Source organism: Paenarthrobacter sp. NCHU4564, assembly GCF_052156435.1.
GTDB lineage: Bacteria > Actinomycetota > Actinomycetes > Actinomycetales > Micrococcaceae > Arthrobacter.
Map to the genome: position 1 here is coordinate 1 of NZ_JBQLIS010000021.1, position 20236 is coordinate 20236.

16 protein-coding genes are annotated in these 20236 nt (G+C 64.8%); 6 read left to right on the forward strand and 10 right to left on the reverse strand.

What is annotated here, in order from left to right; genetic code table 11:
• Positions 1 to 159 precede the first annotated feature (159 nt).
• Positions 160 to 615: a type II 3-dehydroquinate dehydratase gene (aroQ, locus tag ACSVIE_RS17575; protein WP_426003979.1), complete on the forward strand. Its 456-nt coding sequence runs from the start codon at positions 160 to 162 to the stop codon at positions 613 to 615.
• Between the two features lie 120 nt (positions 616 to 735).
• Here the strand turns inward: aroQ and ACSVIE_RS17580 are convergent, their stop codons facing one another.
• From ACSVIE_RS17580 to ACSVIE_RS17595, 4 genes are all read right to left on the reverse strand, one after another.
• Positions 736 to 2907, reverse strand: coding sequence for an alpha-galactosidase (locus tag ACSVIE_RS17580; RefSeq protein WP_442424684.1), 2172 nt, complete (start codon positions 2905 to 2907; stop codon positions 736 to 738).
• Between the two features lie 85 nt (positions 2908 to 2992).
• Positions 2993 to 4333, reverse strand: a complete 1341-nt coding sequence (locus ACSVIE_RS17585) for an ABC transporter substrate-binding protein (RefSeq protein ID WP_442424685.1) — start codon at positions 4331 to 4333, stop codon at positions 2993 to 2995.
• Positions 4334 to 4363: 30 nt separating this feature from the next.
• The gene (locus ACSVIE_RS17590; protein WP_426003975.1) at positions 4364 to 5278 is read right to left on the reverse strand and encodes a carbohydrate ABC transporter permease; all 915 of its coding nucleotides are present in this window, start codon (positions 5276 to 5278) and stop codon (positions 4364 to 4366) included.
• Positions 5279 to 5306: 28 nt separating this feature from the next.
• Positions 5307 to 6269 carry a carbohydrate ABC transporter permease gene (locus ACSVIE_RS17595; protein ID WP_426003974.1) on the reverse strand — a complete coding sequence of 321 codons (963 nt, stop codon included), beginning with the start codon at positions 6267 to 6269 and terminating at the stop codon, positions 5307 to 5309.
• Positions 6270 to 6468: 199 nt separating this feature from the next.
• Between ACSVIE_RS17595 and ACSVIE_RS17600 the strand changes: the two genes are divergently transcribed.
• Together ACSVIE_RS17600 and ACSVIE_RS17605 are read left to right on the forward strand one after the other, a co-directional pair.
• On the forward strand, positions 6469 to 7668 hold the full coding sequence (locus ACSVIE_RS17600) for a Gfo/Idh/MocA family protein (RefSeq protein WP_442424686.1): 1200 nt from the start codon (positions 6469 to 6471) through the stop codon (positions 7666 to 7668).
• 14 nt (positions 7669 to 7682) lie between these two features.
• Positions 7683 to 8702 carry a LacI family DNA-binding transcriptional regulator gene (locus ACSVIE_RS17605; protein ID WP_426003971.1) on the forward strand — a complete coding sequence of 340 codons (1020 nt, stop codon included), beginning with the start codon at positions 7683 to 7685 and terminating at the stop codon, positions 8700 to 8702.
• A gap of 308 nt (positions 8703 to 9010) precedes the next feature.
• Here ACSVIE_RS17605 and ACSVIE_RS17610 read toward each other — a convergent pair whose 3' ends face one another.
• The 4 genes from ACSVIE_RS17610 to acs all read right to left on the reverse strand — a co-directional run bounded on the left by ACSVIE_RS17610 (position 9011) and on the right by acs (position 14220).
• The gene (locus ACSVIE_RS17610; protein WP_426003970.1) at positions 9011 to 10375 is read right to left on the reverse strand and encodes an FtsX-like permease family protein; all 1365 of its coding nucleotides are present in this window, start codon (positions 10373 to 10375) and stop codon (positions 9011 to 9013) included.
• Entirely contained in the window at positions 10368 to 11108 is a 741-nt protein-coding gene (locus ACSVIE_RS17615; RefSeq protein ID WP_426003969.1) for an ABC transporter ATP-binding protein, read from the reverse strand. The genes ACSVIE_RS17610 and ACSVIE_RS17615 overlap by 8 nt, the downstream gene beginning before the upstream one ends.
• Before the next feature lie 142 nt (positions 11109 to 11250).
• Positions 11251 to 12042: a DeoR/GlpR family DNA-binding transcription regulator gene (locus tag ACSVIE_RS17620; RefSeq protein ID WP_426003968.1), complete on the reverse strand. Its 792-nt coding sequence runs from the start codon at positions 12040 to 12042 to the stop codon at positions 11251 to 11253.
• A 135-nt stretch (positions 12043 to 12177) separates the two neighbouring features.
• On the reverse strand, positions 12178 to 14220 hold the full coding sequence (gene acs, locus ACSVIE_RS17625; RefSeq protein ID WP_442424712.1) for an acetate--CoA ligase: 2043 nt from the start codon (positions 14218 to 14220) through the stop codon (positions 12178 to 12180).
• 469 nt (positions 14221 to 14689) lie between these two features.
• Between acs and ACSVIE_RS17630 the strand changes: the two genes are divergently transcribed.
• The 3 genes from ACSVIE_RS17630 to ACSVIE_RS17640 are packed head-to-tail and all read left to right on the forward strand — an operon-like array spanning position 14690 to position 17560.
• Positions 14690 to 16081, forward strand: a complete 1392-nt coding sequence (locus ACSVIE_RS17630) for a hypothetical protein (protein ID WP_442424687.1) — start codon at positions 14690 to 14692, stop codon at positions 16079 to 16081.
• Between the two features lie 10 nt (positions 16082 to 16091).
• Positions 16092 to 16886 carry an endonuclease III gene (nth, locus tag ACSVIE_RS17635; RefSeq protein WP_426003966.1) on the forward strand — a complete coding sequence of 265 codons (795 nt, stop codon included), beginning with the start codon at positions 16092 to 16094 and terminating at the stop codon, positions 16884 to 16886.
• Complete coding sequence (locus ACSVIE_RS17640; RefSeq protein ID WP_426003964.1) at positions 16883 to 17560, forward strand: NUDIX hydrolase; 678 nt, start codon at positions 16883 to 16885, stop codon at positions 17558 to 17560. The genes nth and ACSVIE_RS17640 overlap by 4 nt, the downstream gene beginning before the upstream one ends.
• Positions 17561 to 17562: 2 nt before the next feature.
• Here the strand turns inward: ACSVIE_RS17640 and ACSVIE_RS17645 are convergent, their stop codons facing one another.
• Positions 17563 to 18456: a CHAD domain-containing protein gene (locus tag ACSVIE_RS17645; protein ID WP_442424688.1), complete on the reverse strand. Its 894-nt coding sequence runs from the start codon at positions 18454 to 18456 to the stop codon at positions 17563 to 17565.
• A 54-nt stretch (positions 18457 to 18510) separates the two neighbouring features.
• The gene (locus ACSVIE_RS17650; RefSeq protein WP_442424713.1) at positions 18511 to 20199 is read right to left on the reverse strand and encodes a bifunctional 3'-5' exonuclease/DNA polymerase; all 1689 of its coding nucleotides are present in this window, start codon (positions 20197 to 20199) and stop codon (positions 18511 to 18513) included.
• Positions 20200 to 20236 lie beyond the last annotated feature (37 nt).

Genomic DNA, 20236 nt, shown 5'->3' on the forward strand with positions numbered 1-20236 from the left:
CCATGCTCCGCGACAGCACCCTCTACCAACCAAAACACCCATCAACAGCTTGACGAAAAACATAGGGGCACTCTCACATCATGGGCGTTTTCCGGCGTTCCTCGCTCACGTTCCGGGCACAATTCACGGACGCTGACTCACGGCTATAGATTTGAAGCCATGAGTGAAGCCAACGACGCTGCCCGTGGAACCATCCTTGTCATCAATGGACCCAACCTGAACCTTCTGGGCACCCGTGAGCCGGAGAAATACGGGACGTCCACTTTGGCCGACGTTGAGCAGTTGGCGCTGTCTGCCGCTGAGTCACACGGCTTTACGGTGGACTGCGTCCAGTCGAACCACGAGGGCGACCTCCTGGACGCGATCCACGCAGCGCGAGGCACCGCCGTCGGTATCGTCATCAACGCCGGTGCCTTCACGCATACGTCCGTGGCACTCCGGGATGCCCTTGCAGCGGTCCAGCTTCCCGCCGTCGAGGTCCATATCACCAACGTCCACCAGCGCGAGGAATTCCGCCACCACTCCTACCTGTCGGGGGTGTGCCAGGCGATCATCGTGGGCGCAGGAGTGCTGGGCTACAAGCTGGCTATTGATTACCTCGCGGACGCGCTCTGACGCTTGGCGTTTGGTGAGAGAGCGTCCGCCTAAAGCGGGCGTTTGGTGAGAGAGCGTCCGCCTAAAGCGTGCTTTTGGTGAGAGAGCGTCCGCCTAAAGCGTGCTTTTGGTGAGAGAGCGTCAGAGGGCTGTGACGCGGAGCAGGATGGCGTGTTCGGGCTGGAGGACAGGCATCGGCAGGCCGACCTCACCGAGGAACCGCCCGGACGCCTGGGCGCCGGAAGCCAGCCACGGCGCGGGCTGTGCTTCCATGAACGCGTGCCCGTAATCAGCATCCGCGGGACGGGGGAACAGCAACTCCACCCTGTAGTTCCGGCCAGCCTCGAGCCCGGGGATTGCCACCCTGCCCGGCATCTCCGCGAACCCCGTCCGGGTCCTGACCACAGCGAACAGCGCCGCCGTGGCACTATCCGCGGCACCGCCGTCGTGGTCTGCGGCAACGACGCCGTGCACCATCAGGGACTCATCGGGGACATCGGCCCGGACCATCCGTCCACTGTGGATGAGTTCCCGGTGTTCCTTGTACAGGGCAATGAAACGCTTGAGTTCCTGCCGTTCCGCCCCGGTTACCGTGCGGACATCCCACTCCATCCCGAAGTGCCCGAACAACGCAGTGATCGCCCGGAAGGACAGGTCATGGGTGCGGGCCGTGGTGTGGGACGTCGACGGACCGATGTGCGCGCCCACCAGCTCCGGAGGCACCACCATGCCCGTCCACCGCTGGATGGTCTGCCGTTCCAGGGCGTCGTTGCAGTCGGAGGCCCAGATGCGGTCCGTTCGTTCAAGGATGCCCAGGTCCACGCGGGCGCCGCCGGAGGAGCAGCTTTCAATTTCCACGGAGGGGTGGGCAGCCCGTAGCGCGTCGAACAGACGATAGGCGGCCAGGGTTTGCTGATGCACCGACGCGCGGCCGGCGTGGCCGTGCTCCAGCAGGTCCCTGTTTTGGTCCCACTTGAGGTAGCTGATGTTGTTATCGCGGAGCAAAGCGTCGATACGGTCGAACACGTACTGCCAGGCGGCGGGGTTCACCAGATCGATCACATGCTGGTGCCGCCACTCCAGGGGCAGCCGTCCGCCATCCTTGGGGGACCGGGCCGCGGGGCGCACGATCCATTCGGGGTGCTCCCGGGCAATGTCCGAGTCGAGGTTCACCATCTCCGGTTCCACCCACAGGCCAAAATCCATGCCGCGGGACGTTACCGCTTCGATGAGCGGAGTCAGGCCCCCAGGCCATAGTGTCCCGTCCACATACCAGTCACCCAGCCCGGCGTGGTCGTCACGTCGCCCGCGGAACCAGCCGTCGTCGAGCACGAAACGCTCAACCCCAAGATCCGCAGCGGACTCGGCCAGTTCGACCAACGTTTCCAGGTTGTGGTCGAAGTACACGGCTTCCCAGGTATTGAGGACCACCGGGCGGGGTCCGGAGACGTGATGAGGGCGGGAACGGAACCAGCTGTAGAACGCCTCGCTGATTCCGTCCAGTCCCCGGTCCGAGTAAGCGGCGAACAACGTGGGAGTCTGGTACGTTTCCCCGGGCTGCAGCACCACTTCCGCAGGACCCAGGAGCTCCGAACCGCCGAGCACGGTCCTGCCGTCAGCCAGTCGGTCGGCGAACTGCTCATGGTTTCCGCTCCAGGCCAGATGGGTCGCCCAGACCTTGCCGTGCCGGTTGCCGAAACCCGCAGTACCGGCGGCCAGCAACAGGGACGAATCGTGCCCCGTGCGGCCGTGACGCCCGGTGCGTACCCACGTTCCCTGCTGGATCGCCCTCCGCTGGGGGTGGCGCTCACGGCACCAGCGCCCGGTCAGGTCCAGGAGTTCGACCGCGTCCGGCGCCACCGGAAGCATGGTCGCCAACTCATCCACGTGGAAAGGCGACGTGCCGTGGTTGGTGAGTTCGTGGCGCAGTTCCAGCAGCCCGCCGGGATGCAAGGTGAGGTGGCTCGCGACGGTGATACCGGCGTCGGGATCCGTTTGAATCACGACGGCGGTGCGTCCGTCCGCGTCAGCGCTCACCGCGCTCAGGCGGACAGAGAAGTCGAGGCCTGCCACGCCGTCGGTGATCCGGTGCCCACGAAGCCCGGGCCGCCCCTGCCATGCCGATGATGCCTGGGGGAGGAGCCCGGTGGGGACGTTGGCGTCGATCGAGGACGGCGGGATGGGCTCGTTCAGGAGGGACAGGTCCGGGAGGGTATCGCCCAGGTCGGCTCCCCAGTGGACAATCTCAGCCTCTCCGCGGTGGGTGCTGATGACCAGGCTGGTGCCGGCGGAACGGAGGTGGAGCGGGTTCATGCGTGAAGTCTCATTTCCAAAAATTGTGGGGCCCGCTCTCCGCGCATAGCGAGGGAAATAACGCGCAAAGCGGGCCCCGCAAGGGTTACTTGAAGAGGTTGTTGACCTGGTTGTTGGCTTCCGTCAGCGAGGACGCGGGCTTCTTGCCGGAGAGCACGGCATCCATGGCCGGCTTCATGATGCCGTCAACCTTGGCGGCCTTGTCCGCGATCGGGAAGAGGAAAGTGGTACCGTCCTTCACGTGGGTGGTGAAGGCGGAGACGTCGGTGCCCTTGGCCTTGAACGCTTCTGCTGCCTTGTCGGATGAGGAACTGATGGCAGGGAAGACTACGGCCTTGCCGGCCACTACGTCCTGGCAGGCCGTGGAGCCCAGGTACTCAACCCATTTCACACTGGCGGCAGGATTCTTGGTACCGGCCCAGACGGAGTCGGCCAGGCCGTTGAACATGGAAGCACGTTTGCCGTTGGGACCCTTGGGCGTGGGGGCGATTCCCGTGGTGATGCCCTTGTAGGTCTGGTACTGCCCAATCAGCCAGTCGCCGTTGGAGTTGATGGCGGACTTGCCGGCACCGAAGTTGTCCGTCACGCTCGCGCCGACCGTGGTCTCGAGCTTGGGCATGTAGCCCTTGTCGATCAGCCCGGCCCACCACGCGATGGTTTCCTGGAACCGGGGATCGTCGTAGTTGAACCTGTTGCCCCACGGGTTCTTGTCCGTGGCAGTCCAGCCGGTGGTCGCGGTGAGGAAGCTCCACTCAGTCTGGCCCTGGCCCGAACCGCTGCCGGAGAGGCCCAATCCGTAGGTGGCCACGTTGTTCTTGTCGAAGCCGGGCTCGTCGCCGCGCTTGCCGTTCTTGTCTACCGTCAGCTTGGCAATGACCTTTTCATAGCTGCCGCCGTCCTTGGGGTTCCAGTCCAGGTTGGCCATCTGTTCGGCCGTGATTCCTGCGGCATCGGTCATCGCCTTGTTGTAGAACAGTCCAACGGTGTCCCAGTCCTTCGGGAGACCGTAGCGCTTGCCGTCCTGGCCCACCCAGAGCTCCGGGAGGCCCTTGGTGTACTGATCGAGCTTGATGCCGTCCTTCTCCACGGCCTCATCGAGGGGCAGCAGCTGCTTCTTGGCAGCGAACTCCGGGTACTTGGAGAGGTGGTTGGTGAAGACATCCGGAGCTGTTCCGGCGACAAACCCGTTGGTGAGGGTGGTCCAGTAGTCGTCCCAACCGCGTTGGGTGATCTTGACCTTGATGTCCGGGTTGGCTTTGGTGAAATCGTCGGCACACTGCTGGTACGCGGGGAGCTGGTTGGCGTCCCACAGCCAGTAGTTGATCTCGCCTTTGGCGTCGGAGGAACCCGCGCTGGACCCGCCGCAGGCGGACAGGGATAGTGCTATGGCCGCGGCAGCAGCGGCGACGCCGAGGGTTTTCTTCATGACGGACCTTTCAGTGTTCATACGGGGGAGTTATTTGATTCCGGAGAATCCGATGGAGTTCACAACCTTCTTGCCGAAGGCGATGAAGAGGATGAAGATCGGCAGCGCGGCCACCAGGGTTCCGGCCATGAGGCCCGACCAGTCGAGCGCGCCTTGCGGTGACTGGGATTTGAAGACACTCAAACCGACGGTGAGCACACGGACGCTCTCGTCCTGACCCACCAGCAGAGGCCAGAAGTATTCGTTCCACTGACCGATAAAGGTGAGCAGCGCCAGCGTGGCGATGGGGGCTGCGGCGTTGGGAAGCACAATCTGGAAGAAGATCCTGAGGTGCTTGGCGCCGTCGAGCATTGCCGCTTCCTCCACCTCGCGGGACATACCCAGGAAAAACTGCCGCAGGAAGAAGATGGCGAACGGGGTCATGAACAGGAACGGAAGCGTCATGCCGGCCATGGTGTTGAGGAGGCCCAGGTTCTTGATCATGAGGAAGTTGGGCAGCGCGGTGAAGATCGGCGGGACCATCATGGTGGTCAGGAACAGCCCGAAGACTTTGTTTCGCCCCGGCCAGCGCAGCCGTGCGAAGGCGTAGGCAGCCATCGCGCTGAAGAACACCTGGCCGGCCGTGGTGATGGTGGCGAAGATGACGGAGTTGCGAAGGTACAGCCAGAAATTGATCGCAGCACCGGATCCGCCTTCTGCAATGGCTTCTTCCGTGGTCTGCAGGCCGAGGACCCGCTTGAAGGCACCCCAGCTGAAGTCGGCGGGGAGAAGGTTGGCTGAGTTGGACGCCAGGGCGCCGTTGCTGGACAGTGCCGTACGCAGCATCCAGTAGAAGGGGGCAATGGTCACGGCGAGGGCGACGGCGACAATCACCCAGGCGCCGATGCGGCGCCAGTTGAGGGGCTTCCTGCGGGACGTTTCGCGGGGCAGGGTTGTAGTAGTCATGGTGGGGTTCCTTTGCTCCGGGTCCTTGCTAGTCCAGGTCCGATTCGTTGCCCTTGAGGAACTTCATCTGAAGGAAGGCGACCAAGGCGAGGATGACGAACAGGATCACGGACAGGGCGGAGGCGTAGCCGAAATCGGACTCGCCGAAGGCTTTCTGGTAGATGTACATCTGGATCACGCGTGATGCGTTGACGGGGCCGCCGTTGGTGGTGACGGCTACGGTGTCGAAGACCTGGAAGGAACCTATGACGGTAACCACCAGGACCAGGACCAGCACCGGGCGGAGCAGCGGCATGGTGACGCTCCAGAACGTCCTGGTGGGGGACGCGCCGTCGAGGTTTGCCACTTCGTAAAGGTTGTTCGGGATGGCTTGGAGACCGGCGAAGATCAGCAGGGCTGTGTATCCCATGTGGCGCCAGACGTTGACGAAAGCGATGGTGGGGATGGCCCATTGTTCGCTGCCGAAGAAGGCCACGCGGGGCAGCCCGATCCAGCTCATGACCTCGTTCACGATGCCCAGCTGGTAGTCCAGCATCCAAAACCAGACCAGGGCGACGATCACGTTTGCCACCAGGAAAGGAAGAAGCAGCGCGCCACGGATGAAGGTGGACTTGGCAACCCGGTGCATCAGGAGGGCCAGCCCAAGGGCGATCACTGTCTGGAAGCCGATGTTCAGTGCTACGTACTGGAGGGTGACGCCCATGGCGTTCCAGAACAGCTCGTCGCCGAAGATCGCGGTGTAGTTCTTGATCCCGATCCATGTGGGTTCGCCGAGGATGCTGTATTCGGTGAAGCTCAGGTAGATGCCGCGGATAGTGGGAATCAGGAAGAACGCCACGAAGCCGACGACGGCCGGGAGGATGAAGAGGATGGCGATCCTCAGGTCTCCCAGGCGGCTGGCCAGGCTGCGTTTGGCGGGTGCGCTGTTGGGCCCGTGGCTTCGCCGTGAGCGCTCTGATGCGCTGCCCGGCTGCTTGGTTAGCGTGGTCATCGTCGACTCTTATCTTGCTGTGATGTGAATTACAACGAGCTCGAATCTACACGAGTAGATTTCTGTTTGGCAAGACTTGCTGCTGGGAAATGTTCGGAATTGGTCTCTTTGTTGACTCGTGTAGATTCCGGTGCGAGACTTCCTTGCACGTGGGAACCATCACAACCAAGCCGCGTGGGCGGCATCAGAAAGGTAAACAATGACGTTTTCGATTGGCGTGCTGGGCGCCGGACAGTTCGGCAGCCAGTTCGCGCATCTGTTCAAGCTGCACCCGGGCGTGCGTGAGGTTTACGCCGTCGACGAGGTGCCCGAGCGCGCGGCAGCGGCGCAGGAGCGCTGGGGCCTGGACGGGGTGATGGCCGGCTTTGACGAACTCCTGGAGTCCGACGTCGATGCTGTCGCCATCTTCACGCAGCGGTGGACCCACGGTCCTCTGGTAGAACGCGCCCTCAGGGCAGGCAAGCATGTCTACTCGGCGGTGCCCATGGCCATTTCCGAGGAAGAGATCGCTCGGATTATCGAGGCCGTCAGGGAGACCAAACTCGTCTACATGATGGGCGAAACCAGCTACTACAACCCCGCCACCGTGTTTGCGCGCAAGCAGCAGGAAGCCGGCAAGTTCGGTCGCGTCTTCTACACCGAGGGCGACTACGTCCACGACATGGACCTCGGGTTCTACGACGCTTACCAGTACAGCGGGGGAGAGCGCTGGAAGGAAACCGCGAGCTACCCGCCCATGCTGTATCCGACCCATGCCATCGGTGGTGTCCTGGGAGCAGTTCCCGGACACGCAGTCAGCGTCAGCTGCATCGGCGTCAAGGACCAGCGCAACGACGGCGTCTTCGACAAGGACGTCAGCATGTTCGGCAACGACTTCTCGAATGCAACGGCGCTGTTCGAAATGAACGACGGCGGTGCGATGCGCACCAATGAGATGCGCCGCGTGGGGTACCCCTCACATATCCGCGAATCACGCTTCCGCTTCTTCGGAACTGAGGCCAGCTTCGAGCAACTCGCCACCACCACCGTGTGGCAGGACAAGTCTTCTGTGCAGGACGTGTCAGGGCAGGTGGAAACCAAACCGACCATGTCGGCTGATGATCCCTCGTTGGCCGACGTTGCTCCGGAACTTCGTGATGCCTTCATCTCCGGGCTTGCCCCGGTTCACGACCAGGCACGGCTGCCGCAGGAATTCCTTGGAGCTCCCAACGGCCACGAGGGCAGTCACCAGTTCCTGGTGGACGACTTTGTCACCGCCGTCAACAAGAATTCACTCCCGCCGGTAAATGCCTGGGTTGCTGCCCGCTACACACTCCCAGGGATCGTGGCACACGAATCTGCACTCCGGGGCGGCGAACGCCTGCCCATCCGCGACTTCGGCGATGCCCCTGCGATGTAGCTAGCATTTACCCCATGACCACATCAGCTGTACAAACCCCGCGCGGACCGGTGACCCGAAAAGACGTGGCCCGGTACGCCGGGGTGAGTACCGCCGTCGTGAGTTATGTGGTGAACGGTGGGCCTAAGAACGTCGCCCCGGCGACCGAAGCCAAGGTGCGCGATGCCATCCGCATCCTCGGGTACCGTCCGAATGCTGCCGCACGGGCACTGAAACTGGGCTCCAGCGAAACGGTTGGCGTCATAGTCCCGGACAACACCAATCCCTTCTTCACCCAGTTGGCCCACGCCGTGGAGGATGCTGCCGCAGAACTTGGATACGGCACGGTCCTTGCCAACTCCGACGGAAGCCTCAGCAAGGAACGCCAAAACATCCGGAACCTGGCGGCACGGCAAGTGGACGGGGTGTTCCTGGCGAGTTGTGTGTTCGATCCCGATCTTGGTGATCTGGAAGCCTCGGAGATCCCGTCGGTGCTGTTGAACAACGCCGGATCCCCACCGGGCTTCACGAGCGTCGGGGTGGACCTGGAAGCCGGAGGGCGCGCAGCGGTGGAGCACCTGATTGGGCATGGGCACACCAACATTGGCCTAGCCATTGGAACCAACACCGGGAACCAGTTGGACGGCCGCGAAGTGGGCTGGCTCGGGGCCCTGCGCGATGCCGGCTTGCCGGACGGACCCATGCTGCACAGCCCGTTCAGCCGTCCCGGCGGTTATGAGCTGGGCAAACGGTTCCTCGCCATGGCCAACCGGCCAACGGCGATCTTCGCTTCCAACGATATGCAGGCCATTGGCATCCTTCGTGCCCTCCACGAAGCCGGCGTGACGGTGCCCGAGGACATTGCCCTGGTGTCCTTTGACGGCTCGATCGATTCCGAGTACAGCTGGCCCGCACTCACCACGGTGGCCCAGCCGGTGAACGCCATGGCCGAGGCCGCTGTGCGTGCCCTGGTGGGGGAGGGCCGCGGGGGAGACCGGGAGCACCGCATCCTGCCCACGGAACTGATCATCCGCCAATCCTGCGGCTGCCCCTAGGACCCTCTCTCACCTATCGCCCTTTCCTGCCGGATCCTCTCTCCCCTATCGCCCGTTTCTGCCGGATCCTCTCTCACCTATCGCCCGTTTCTGCCGGATCCTCTCTCCCCTATCGCCCGTTTCTGCCGGATCCTCTCTCACCTATCGCCCGTTTCTGCTGGATACTCTCTCCCTCTCCTCAGGAAAGTGAGAGAGCGTCGGAAAAATCGTGCGGTTACGTGAGAGAGCGTTGGAAAAATCGTGCCATTACGTGAGAGAGCGTTGGGGGAACAGGGGGTGGAAGTGAGCGAGCATCCGGGGTTGGCGGATCAGGAGTCCATGCCCGCGCAGCGTTCGGGGCGGGCCAGCACCTGACCGATCTGGCCTGTGCCTGCTGCGACCGCCAGCCGGACCAGTGCGAACCCGGCCGCAAAGACGCCGCCAATTGTCAGGAAGACAACCGGCTGCGTCAGGAGCACGGCGCCCGCGAGCGGCAGGACCAGCAGGGCCGCAGCAGCGGCGGAGATGCCCGCCACCAGGAACAGGGGCGACATCACAGCCCGCACCCGGGCGGCGACCATAAGTTCGCGGGGCATGCCCATCCGGTCCAGGGCCACCAGCATGGATGCCCGGTCCAGAACTGCGGCCGCCTGGTTCACACCCGCCGAGCACGCCACCATCAGGAACGAGCCCAGCAACGTGATCATGACGCCGGTATTGATGTCGCGCACCAGCAGGGCGGTCTCATGGGCAGCATCGCCGCCCATGGTGTCCGCCACGGCCATGCCCACCCCCACAAAGACCCCCACAAAGCTGGTCATCGCAACGCCCCCTACCTGTCGCCACGACTCCTTCGGACTTTCGAGCACGGTCCGCGCGGCGAGCAATTGCTCGGGTCGCTTGGCTCGTTTCAGCTGCGACGACGCCCGCAACCGCAGGACCCACGGACCCATGAGGTTCAGTGCCAGCAGCGCCAACCCGAAGCAGCCTCCCAGCACGGAGAGGATCACAATAAACGTACCGAAACTGCTGAGCATGCCCATGGCTGCTACTCCGGCGAGCACCACCACCACTGCCACCAGCCCGCGGACCCAATGGGCGCCGTCGGGGGTCTGCCGGGTCCGCACCCCCAGCGGCGTCACCACCACTTTCCGCAGTCCCAGCGCCGCGCTGACAGCGGCCAGCGCGCAGACACCGGCGATGCACGCCGCCATGGCTGGCAAGGACAGCCAGGCATATGATCCGATCGCCTGTCCGCGGAACTGGATCAGGCCAAGGAATGGCGCGGCGCACGCGTAGAGGGCGGCGCCCGCAATGGCACCGATGGCTGCGAGGATTGTCGATTCAATGACTGTCAGCCAGACGACCGTTGCGCTGTTGGCACCCAGCAACCGCAGGGACGCCAACCGGGCATCACGACGGCGGGCGGCCAGCTGTGCGGCCGAGGCGCCAAGGGTCAACAAGGGAACGATGAGCAGGACGACGGCGACGACCGCCAGCGCCTGGTAAGTTCCGGCGATGTCGTCGGACCATGACCAAAAGACCTGGGAACCGCCGGCAACAGTAAGAAGCAGTGCGGTGACGGTGCCGAAGGCCACGATCGGCAGCCCGGCATCCTTGAGGCCGGATTCGCGGAGGCTTCGGCCCTTGGCGAGATAGGGAGTGAGACGGACGGCCGTGACCAGACTAGACATTGAACGCGCCTTTGAAGTTGTGGACAGGCTGGGGTGCCACAGGGACCGGCCCACCGCTGTCGGCCACAATCCGGCCGTCCCGCAGTTCCACCACCCGCCGGCAGCGGGTGGCGACGTTGGGGTCGTGGGTCACCACCAGCAGTGTCCTGCCGTTGGCCGACGCGGAACCCAGCAACACGTCGAGCACCTCCGAGGACGTCGCCGAGTCCAGGGCACCGGTTGGTTCGTCGGCGAAAACCACCCGGGCGCCGGTTACCTGGGCGCGGGCGATGGCCACCCGCTGGACCTGCCCGCCGGACAGCTCACCCAATCGTCGCTTTTCCATGCCTGCCAGCCCCAGAGCGGCCAGCCACTCGGCGGACCGGGACTCGGCGGTGCGGCGGTCGGTACCGTTGAGCATGAGGGCCAGGGCCACGTTTTCAAGGGCGGTGAGTTCGGGCAGGAGCATGCCTTGCTGGAAGACAAAGCCGAATTCCTCGCGGCGTAGACGGGAGAGGGCAGCGTCCGTCATGGCACCAAGGTTCAGAGGCCCGGCCGCCGAACCCAAGGTGACCGTACCGGCGTCGGGCTTCAAAATCCCGGCGAGGCAGTGCAGAAGGGTGGTTTTACCGGAACCTGACGGACCGATGATGGCGACCGATTCGCCGGCGTTCACGGCGAAGTCCACGTGGTCCAGTGCGACGCTGCCGGGGTAGTGCTTGGAAAGCTGCTGGGCTTGAAGAATGGCGTTCATATACCCAGCATCCCCGGACCCCGGGTGCCGGGGCGTCAGTCCGGTGGCTGAAGTCTGCGGCCCGGCCTCCACCCGCGGTATGAGACCCAACTGGGTGACATTTGTGCGCGTTTTGAGCCCTCAAAACGCGCACAAATGCGACTTAGTTGGGTATTTTGGCGGTCCTGAGCTTTGCGACGTTCTCTTCAAGCAGCCGCCGGGCATCGTCGCCCAACAGTGAATCCGTGATGAGTTCGTCGGCTTCCTCCAGCGGCGCGATCGAGGCGATTCCCACGACCCCCCATTTGCTGTGGTCCGCCAACACCACGGTGCTGCGGGCCGATGCCATGAACGCCCTGTCCGTTTCGGCCTCCAGCAGGTTGGGCGTGGTAAAGCCGGCCCGGGCGTCCATGCCGTGGACACCGAGGAACAGCGCGTCCAGATGAAGCTGCTTCAGGGACGATGTCGCAATAGGACCGACCAGGGCATCGGATGGGGTGCGTTCGCCGCCGATCAGGATCACGGTGGACCCGAAACGTCCGGGCCCGGATGATGCTCCATGGAACAGTTCGGCAATCCGCACAGAGTTGGTGACCACCGTAATTCGGGGACCGTTGACCAATTCCTTGGCCAGGGCCCAGGTGGTGGTTCCCGCGCTCAGCCCGATCGCCATGCCCTCCTGCACCAGCGAGGCCGCCTCCACGGCGATTGCGTGCTTTTCGGCGGTCAACTGGGTGGACTTGAGCTCGAACCCGGGTTCGTGGGTGCCCGCGTCGCCGGGCAGCTTGGCTCCGCCGTGGATGCGTTCAACCCGTCCGGCTTCCTCCAAGGCCTCGATATCCCTGCGGACGGTCATGGGGGAGACCCCCAGCAGCAGGGCAAGGTCCGAGACGCGGACAACCCGTTCGCGCTGGACTGCATCAATGATGGCGGTGTGGCGTGCTGCCTGGAGCATCGGGGCCTTTCGGGGAGCCTCGTCGGGTCTGAGTCTGGCTACAGTCTAGGCTCCCGGCGGCTGTATTAAACCCCGACGGCGCCGCTCACCTCGTGTGGTGGGCGGCGCCGTCGCGTTCCAGGAAAGGCCGGGACGCTACTTCCGCAGCGATTCGGCGATCTGCGTCATGATGGACGGGTCGGCCAGGGTGGTGGCGTCGCCGGTGTCACGGCCTTCTGCAATGTCTTTGAGGAGGCGGCGGACGATCTTGCCTGATCGTGTTTTGGGCAGTTCCGGAACGATCAGCAACTGCTTGGGCTTGGCGATCGGGCCGATTTCCTTGCCTACGTGGTTGCGCAGTTCCAGCACGGTTTCGTCACCGTTGTTTACGGCGTCGCCACGGAGGATCACGAACGCCACGACGGCCTGGCCGGTGGTCTCGTCCGCGGCGCCGACCACTGCCGCTTCGGCCACTGCCGGGTGGGATACGAGGGCGGATTCGATTTCCGTGGTGGAGAGGCGGTGGCCGGAGACGTTCATGACGTCATCCACGCGGCCCAGGAGCCAGACGTCGCCGTCTTCGTCCTTCTTGGCCCCGTCGCCGGCGAAATACATGGCCTCGAAACGGGACCAGTAGGTGTCCTTGAACCGCTCCGGGTCGCCCCAGATGCCGCGCAGCATGGAGGGCCAGGGTTCGCGGACCACGAGGTAGCCGCCTTCGCCGTTGGCCACGGACGCGCCGTTCTCGTCCACCACGTCCACGGCGATGCCGGGCAGCGGAACCTGCGCCGAGCCGGGCTTGGTAGCCGTGACGCCGGGCAGCGGGGCGATCATCTGGGCGCCGGTTTCGGTCTGCCACCAGGTGTCCACGATCGGGGCCGGATTGGTCTTCTTGCCTCCGTTGCCGCCGATGACCTCCCGGTACCACATCCACGCTTCGGGGTTGATGGGTTCGCCCACGGACCCGAGCACGCGGATCGAGGAGAGATCGTACTTGCCAGGGATCTCCCGGCCCCACTTCATGAAGGTACGGATTGCGGTGGGGGCGGTGTAGAGGATGGAGACCTTGTATTTCTCCACGATTTCCCACCAGCGGCCCTGGTGCGGGGAGTCCGGCGTGCCCTCGTACATGACTTGTGTGGCGCCGTTGATGAGCGGGGCGTAGGTGACGTAGGAGTGGCCGGTGACCCACCCGACGTCGGCGGTGCACCAGTACACGTCCGTTTCCGGGTGCAGGTCGAACACGGCCTTGTGCGTGTACGCAGCCTGGGTGAGGTACCCGCCGGTGGTGTGCAGGATGCCCTTGGGCTTGCCGGTGGTGCCGGAAGTGTAAAGGATGAACAGCGGGTGCTCGGAATCATGCCCGACGGCGGTGTGTTCAGTCCCAGCCGCGCCTACAGTGTCGTCCCACCACAGGTCGCGGCCCTCGACCCAGTTGAGGTCCTCGCCGTTGCGCTTGACCACGACCACGTTGTTAACTGAGTGGCCCTCGCCGTTTTCCATAGCAGAGAGGGCCTCATCCACCGCAGGCTTCAAAGCGCTGGGCTTGCCGCGGCGGTACGTGCCATCGGCGGTAACCACGAGCTTGGCTTCGGCGTCCTCGATCCGGGAGCGCAGGGCGTCGGCGGAGAACCCGCCGAACACCACCGAGTGCACGGCACCGATCCGGGCGCAGGCCAGCAGGGTGATGACGGCTTCGGGGATCATCGGCAGGTACACGGCCACGCGGTCGCCCTTGGCCACGCCCAGGGCCTCGAAGGCGTTGGCGGCCTTCTTCACTTCCTGGGTGAGTTCGGCGTAGGTGTAGGTGCGGGTGTCGCCGGGTTCGCCCTCGAAGTAGATCGCGACCCGGTCACCGAGTCCGTTCTCCACGTGGCGGTCCAAAGCGTTGTACGCCGCGTTGACCTCTCCACCAACAAACCACTTGGCAAAGGGCGGGTTGGACCAATCCAGTGCCTCAGTGAAGTCCTTGTCCCAGCTCAGCAGCTCACGGGCCTGCTTGGCCCAGAAAGCGGGCCGATCGGCTTCTGCCTTGGCGTACTCGTCAGCGCCCACAACAGCGTCCGCCGCGAAGTCAGCCGACGGCGCAAACTTGCGGTTCTCATGCAGAAGGTTTTCAAGTGCCTCGGTGTGCGCGGCCCCACCCTGGGCCGTTGTAGCAGCAGCGGTGGCAGTGGATCCGGTGGTGTCCTGGGACATGGTGAACCTCATCATTCATCGATCTTTGCTGCGCGGACGCCGCCGGAGGACCCGCGCCGCCGCCGGGGCTCGACGTCGGGCGATCCAGCGGAGGTTCCGCAGAGTGCTGTCCGCCACCCACCCTATCGCTTCACAAGGTCCTACGTGTGCCTGGTCACAAATGTGCCAGCAAGCGGTACGGATTTGGCGACGAATGGCACCAGGGGAGGTGGGGAACCGCTTACATGACGACGACGGCGGGAGGCGCCGCTGCTGCTGGCGGAGCTGAACCAGTGCCTGCAACTGCGAGGGAGCTTGGAGTTTGCTGTGGGCGAAGTCGTAAGGGCCCTTTCAGCTAGAACACTGTCAGTGGCGTGGCATAGGCTGAACAAGTCCCGGGACGCATCAGAGGCGTGTCCGGTGTGCCGCGGAACAGTGCGGTTCAACCGGTCCGGACTGCCCGGGACACCGCCGTACGAAGGAGAAACAGATGAACCAGCTGAGCCCGGGCCCACACGACGCACATCAGGCGGGACAGGACACGAAAGCTGGAAAAGCCACCAACGGCAGCACGTCCAACCCAACTGCGGCACCGGCGGCCAACCCCGGTAAATACGACGCCGTTGCCGGCCCCTTCACAGTCCGGGACCTCACGGTGTTTGGCTCCGCGCTGCTCATGTTCGTAGCCTCGCTCCTGCCGATGTTCGGCGGCCGGTTCAACCTCTGGAATGTGGGCAACCTTTTCTTCCTGCTGCTGGGCATCCTCCTGCCGTTGACCGTGGTGGCACTGTTTGCCGCACGGCGGCTCCAGCCCAAGACCCACGTTCGGATCGGCTCCCTGTCCGTTGACCAGTTTGCGTCGGTCACGGCTGCGTTCGCGTTCCTCCTGTTCTTCCTCACGACGGCGGTGTCCTTCAATGGCAGCGTCCTGCTGGGCCTGGTGGGATCAGTGGGTCTCTTGGCAGCAACTGTTCTTGGCCCACACCTGCCTTTCCTTTCTGCCGACTTCAAAGGCCGTGCCGATGAACCCGCCCACGTGGTGGCGCGGCAGGCCGTCCAGCCCACCCGCAAGCCCCCTGCTCCCAAGACTCCCAAGCCCGCAGCCGGCAAGGTGGGCGAAAATGCTGCTCCCGTTTCCACCGGCCTTGGTGCTTCCGCTGGATTCGGTACCCCCGCCGGTGCCGCTGCTCCGGCTGGGACCGGGGCGCCCGCCGTCGTGCATTCTGCTGACGCCACCAGCGCATCGCCGCAGGAAGCCGACGCTCGCCAAGGAGCTCCGGCAGCTCCCACGCCTCAGCCGGCAGCCCCGGCCGGAGCCGGCGGAAGCGCCGGGAATATCGGAACCGCCGCGAACCCGCCCGTAGCGCAGGAACCCCGGGCACCACAGCCGGTTGCAGAACAAGCACCTCACGCGGGTGCATCTCCCGCGGCGGCGGGTGCAACCCAGGCCGCCGCGTCCCGGGATGCGTCAGGCACGCCACGCGAGGAGGCTCCCGCTGCTGCGGATGCTGCAACCACCCAGCACGCTCAGCAGCCGGCCGCCCAGCAGCCCGCCCAGCAAGGCACCGAACGTCCGTGGGCAGCAACCATGGCTACCCCGATCGTCCACGGTGGACCCCGCTCCCATGAGTCCATCGGGGCCACGGTCGACCCAGCCAGCCGCCCCGACGACTCCAGCCCTGCCCCGGCCTACGAGGCTTTCTGGTTCGCTGTAGCCCAGCCGCGCACGGCCTATGACGAACGCACCGGTGCACCGGCCTTCGTCATCGAGCCCGGTGGCTGGGTCCTGGCACTGGAAGACCGCGGACACGAGTTCCTGGTCCAGGACACCGACGGCAAGATCGGCGTCCTGCGGGAACTGAGCAACATCGAACGCGGCTAGGCAGCGCACTGTGGCCATCGCTGAAGCTGGTTCGCCGCTGGCGCTCAAACGCCGGGCACGCAAAATCAACAGGGTGCTTGCCGAAAAGTATCCGTACGCCCACGCAGAGCTGGACTTCCGCAACCCCTTCGAACTCGTGGTGGCCACTGTCCTCTCCGCGCAGACCACGGACGTACTGGTCAACCAGGTCACCAGGATTTTGTTCGCCCGCTACCCGGACGCCCGGGCCATGGCCGAGGCAGATCCCGTGGAGCTGGAAACCATCCTCCAACCCACCGGGTTCTTCAGGGCGAAAGCCCGGAACGTCCTGGCCTTGAGCAACAAGGTGGTGGATGACTTCGACGGTGAGGTTCCCGGCAGGTTGGAGGACCTGGTCACCTTGCCGGGCGTGGGACGCAAGACGGCCAACGTGGTGCTGGGAAATGCCTTCGGTGTTCCCGGCATCACGGTGGACACGCACTTTGGGCGCCTGGCACGCCGGTTCGGTTGGACCGTGTCGGATGATCCCGTGAAGATCGAGTTCGACGTCGCTGAACTGTTCGAGCCACGGGACTGGACCATGCTGTCGCACCGCGTGGTGTTCCATGGGAGACGGGTGTGCCATGCGCGGAAGCCGGCCTGCGGTGCCTGCCCGGTGGCTAGCCTTTGCCCCAGCTATGGGGAAGGGGAGACCGATCCTGTCAAAGCCGCCAAGCTGCTGAAGTACGAGCTCGCACCCGGAAACGAGGAACTACTGGAGAAGCTTCTGGCCGAGACCCATCGGGCGGCCGAGATCCGGATGGAATCCCAAAGGAGGCCCGGATGACGGCGCTTGATGACCTGAAGGCGCTGGTGGAGCGTCTTGCATCGGGCGGGCAGAGGCATTCAGCCTATTGGTCCCAGCTGCCTGTCAGTGCCGAAACCACCAGGCGCGCGGCCGTCCTCATGCTCTTTGGGGTCCTGGACGACGTCCCCGCAGAATCGGACCGGCCCACTGCTCCCGCAGACCTCGACGTCCTGTTGCTGGAACGGGCCCACACCCTGGACGACCACCCCGGCCAGGTTGCCTTTCCGGGAGGCAGCGTGGATCCGGAGGACGAGTCCGTGGTTGCAGCGGCCCTTCGCGAAGCTGTGGAAGAGACCGGCCTGGACGCCGCGGGGGTCCGGGTGCTTGGACTGATTCCCGAACTCGGGCTGATCCGGAGTAACTTTCGGGTGACCCCGGTCCTGGCGTGGTGGGACGCCCCGTCTCCCGTGAGGGTGGTGGACTACGCGGAGTCCGCGCAGGTGTTCCGCGTGCCGGTGCGGGACCTCCTGGATCCTGCCAACAGGGTCACGGCCGCCATCAGCCGGTTCGGCCGCACCTACACCAGTCCAGGATTTACCGTCAATGGGGTCCTGGTGTGGGGCTTCACGGGGATGGTTCTCAGCGGGTTGTTCGACGAACTGGGCTGGACTGTTCCCTGGGACGAAACCCGGCTCCACCACATCGACCTCTAGCTCTACACTGCGGGTGCCGGAGCGTCCGCCAGCGGCACGTGGGGAGACAGGACGTCAACCGGGGCGGGAATCGGGGCATCCCGCAGCAGCCGGTGCAGGCCCGCCTGGGCTTCACCGAGCCGCCGCGATTCCATGGCGCGGAGCTGTTCGACGTCCGCCGGGTTGATGGTGGGGGTGAGTCCGGCCAGCCAGGCAAGTCCGGCAACGCTGTCGTGGTGTTCCCCCAGGATGCGCTGTAACGCCATGGCCGGCTGGACGATGGCTGCGGCCCGGGGTCCCAGCGCTTCCGCGACAGCTTCGGCAGCGTAGCGCAGTCCTTTGACGTCTTTGCGCGCTGCATGCAGGAGTTCATGGTGTTCTTCGGTGTTGACCTTCGTGGACATTGCGGCGCCCAACCGCTCCTGGACTTTTCTCCATTGCTGCTGCAGCAAGCGCGTCGCATCCTCCGGGCCGGGCTGCGGTTTGGTCGAGGGCAAGGGAAGCAAGGCAGCGCGGGCAGCAGCCAGCAGGTCGTCGTTCCGTGCGTCCCGGCCGACCGTTGCAGCCATCGTGTTGCTGGACGCCACCAGTTCCGCCACCGCTTGGTGCAATGCCGCGCCGCTGAGCCAGTCGGCGTACGCGTCCAACCATAAGGTGAACCGCTGGGCAAGGACATACGCGTCGCGGGCCTCGCCCAGGGCCCGGGCCAAGGACCGGATTCCGTCCCTCAAACCACGGGGGACATCGGGCAGGAGCGGCTGGTAGCAGGACATCACCGAGCGCAGGCGCCGAAGGGCAAGGCGGGCCGAGTGGACGGCTTCCTGGTCCGCGGCCGCGATCAGGGACATGCCCGCCTCCAGCTCCGACAGTTGAAAACCAACGTAGGAAGCCACCGCATCACGGATCTCCGACCCCACGAGCCAAGTGTCCTCCCGCCCGGGGCGGCGGACAAGGCACAAGCGGGTCCGTGCCTACTTCGCCTTGTCGTAGGAATCGACGACGGCGACACTCACCGGAAATTCCACCGGTATCCGGCCGAACAAGAGTTCCTTGGCAGCATGCGCCGCTTCCTCGATGGCCGCGATACAGGCTTCCACTGCGTTGTCGGGGGCGTGCACCATCACCTCGTCGTGGAGGAAGAAAACGAGTTCACCGGAGGGTGACCCCTCCGCGCGCAAGGTGCGCAGCCGCCGTCGTAATTCAGCCAGCCAGCATGCCGCCCACTCAGCCGCGGAACCTTGGACCACGAAGTTTCGGGTGAACCGTCCACGGGAGCGGGCCAGGTTGTCTGCGCGTCGCTGTTCTTCCGCAGTGGTGGACTGCTGGCTTCGCAGCCACCCGGGGGAGGGAGGTGGACTGCTGCGGCCCAGCCGGGTGGTTACGGTGAGCCCCGCTTCGCCGTCCCGGGCAGCCTGCTCCACGTACCCAACCGCCCGCGGGTAGGTTCGGGCGAGCTGGGGCATGAGCCTGCCTGATTCGCCTGTCGTGGCTCCATAGATGGCCCCGAGCAAGGCCACTTTTGCCTTGGACCGGTCACCGCCGAACCCTTGGGCGGCGATGCCTGCGTAGAGGTCCTTGTCACGGGCAGCGGCGGCCATTTTGGTGTCCTGGGCCAACGCCACCAGGACACGCGGCTCGAGTTGGGAAGCGTCGGCAACAATGAGTTTGTGGCCTGGATCGGCGTGGACTGCCGCGCGGATGTTCCGTGGAATCTGCAACGCCCCGCCACCGCGCGAAGCCCAGCGGCCGGACACCACCCCACCCACCACGTATTCGGGGTGGAACCTCCCGCTGTGTACCCAGGCGTCAAGCCAGGCCCAGCCGTTGGCGGTGTGGAGCCGTGACAGTTTCTTATAGGCCAGCAGGGGCGGAATGGCGGGGTGCCGCGATTCCTTGAGCTCCCACTGGCGGGTGCTTTTGACCTCGATCCCGTTCCGGTGCAGCGCACGCATCAGGTCCTGGGGAGAATCGGGGTTCAACGCCGGAGAATCCAGGATGCTGCGCAATTCCCTGCACAGGGTTTCCAGCGCGGGAGGTCGCTGGCCCAGGGGCGGGCGGGGTCCCAGCACCTCGGTGAGAATCTGTTCGTGGAGATCTTCCCGCCACGGGACTCCCGCGTGCTGCATCTCCGCGGCCACGATCGCAGCCGCGGACTCGGCGGCCAGCAGCAACTGAAGCCGCTGCCTGCAGCGGTCATCCCCGGTGACGAGCGAAACCGCTTCCTGCTGTGCCGCAAACTCGGCGCGTAGATCGTCCAGGCCCATGCCCTTGGGTTGGGGCAGGTCCTCGAAGAGGGCATCCTGCAAGGCCGGCACCGGAGGCGGCTGGAGTGCACGCGGAGGAACGGTGTCGTCGTCCTGGGTGATCTTCGCCGCGCTGCGGGCGTACTGCGTGTCTGCTGTGAAGCTGGAGTACGCCAGAATTGCTCCACACAGGGTGAGGTCATGGCAGCGCTCCACCTCGACGCCCTGTTTCAGCAGACCCGGGTACCAGTCCTGGATGCGTTCCCAGACCCAGCGGGGCCGCTGGCTTTCCAAGTCAAGAACGACGGCGGCCAGCTCACTTCCGGTGACCACGCGGACATCCGCTGTGGCCTTCCCGGCAGGAGAGACCCGTTGTATGGCTGCACCGTCCTGGTGGGGGGCGAGCAGCAGATACATGTCCTCCATTCTGCCTTGTTCCCGGAGCATGGCAGGT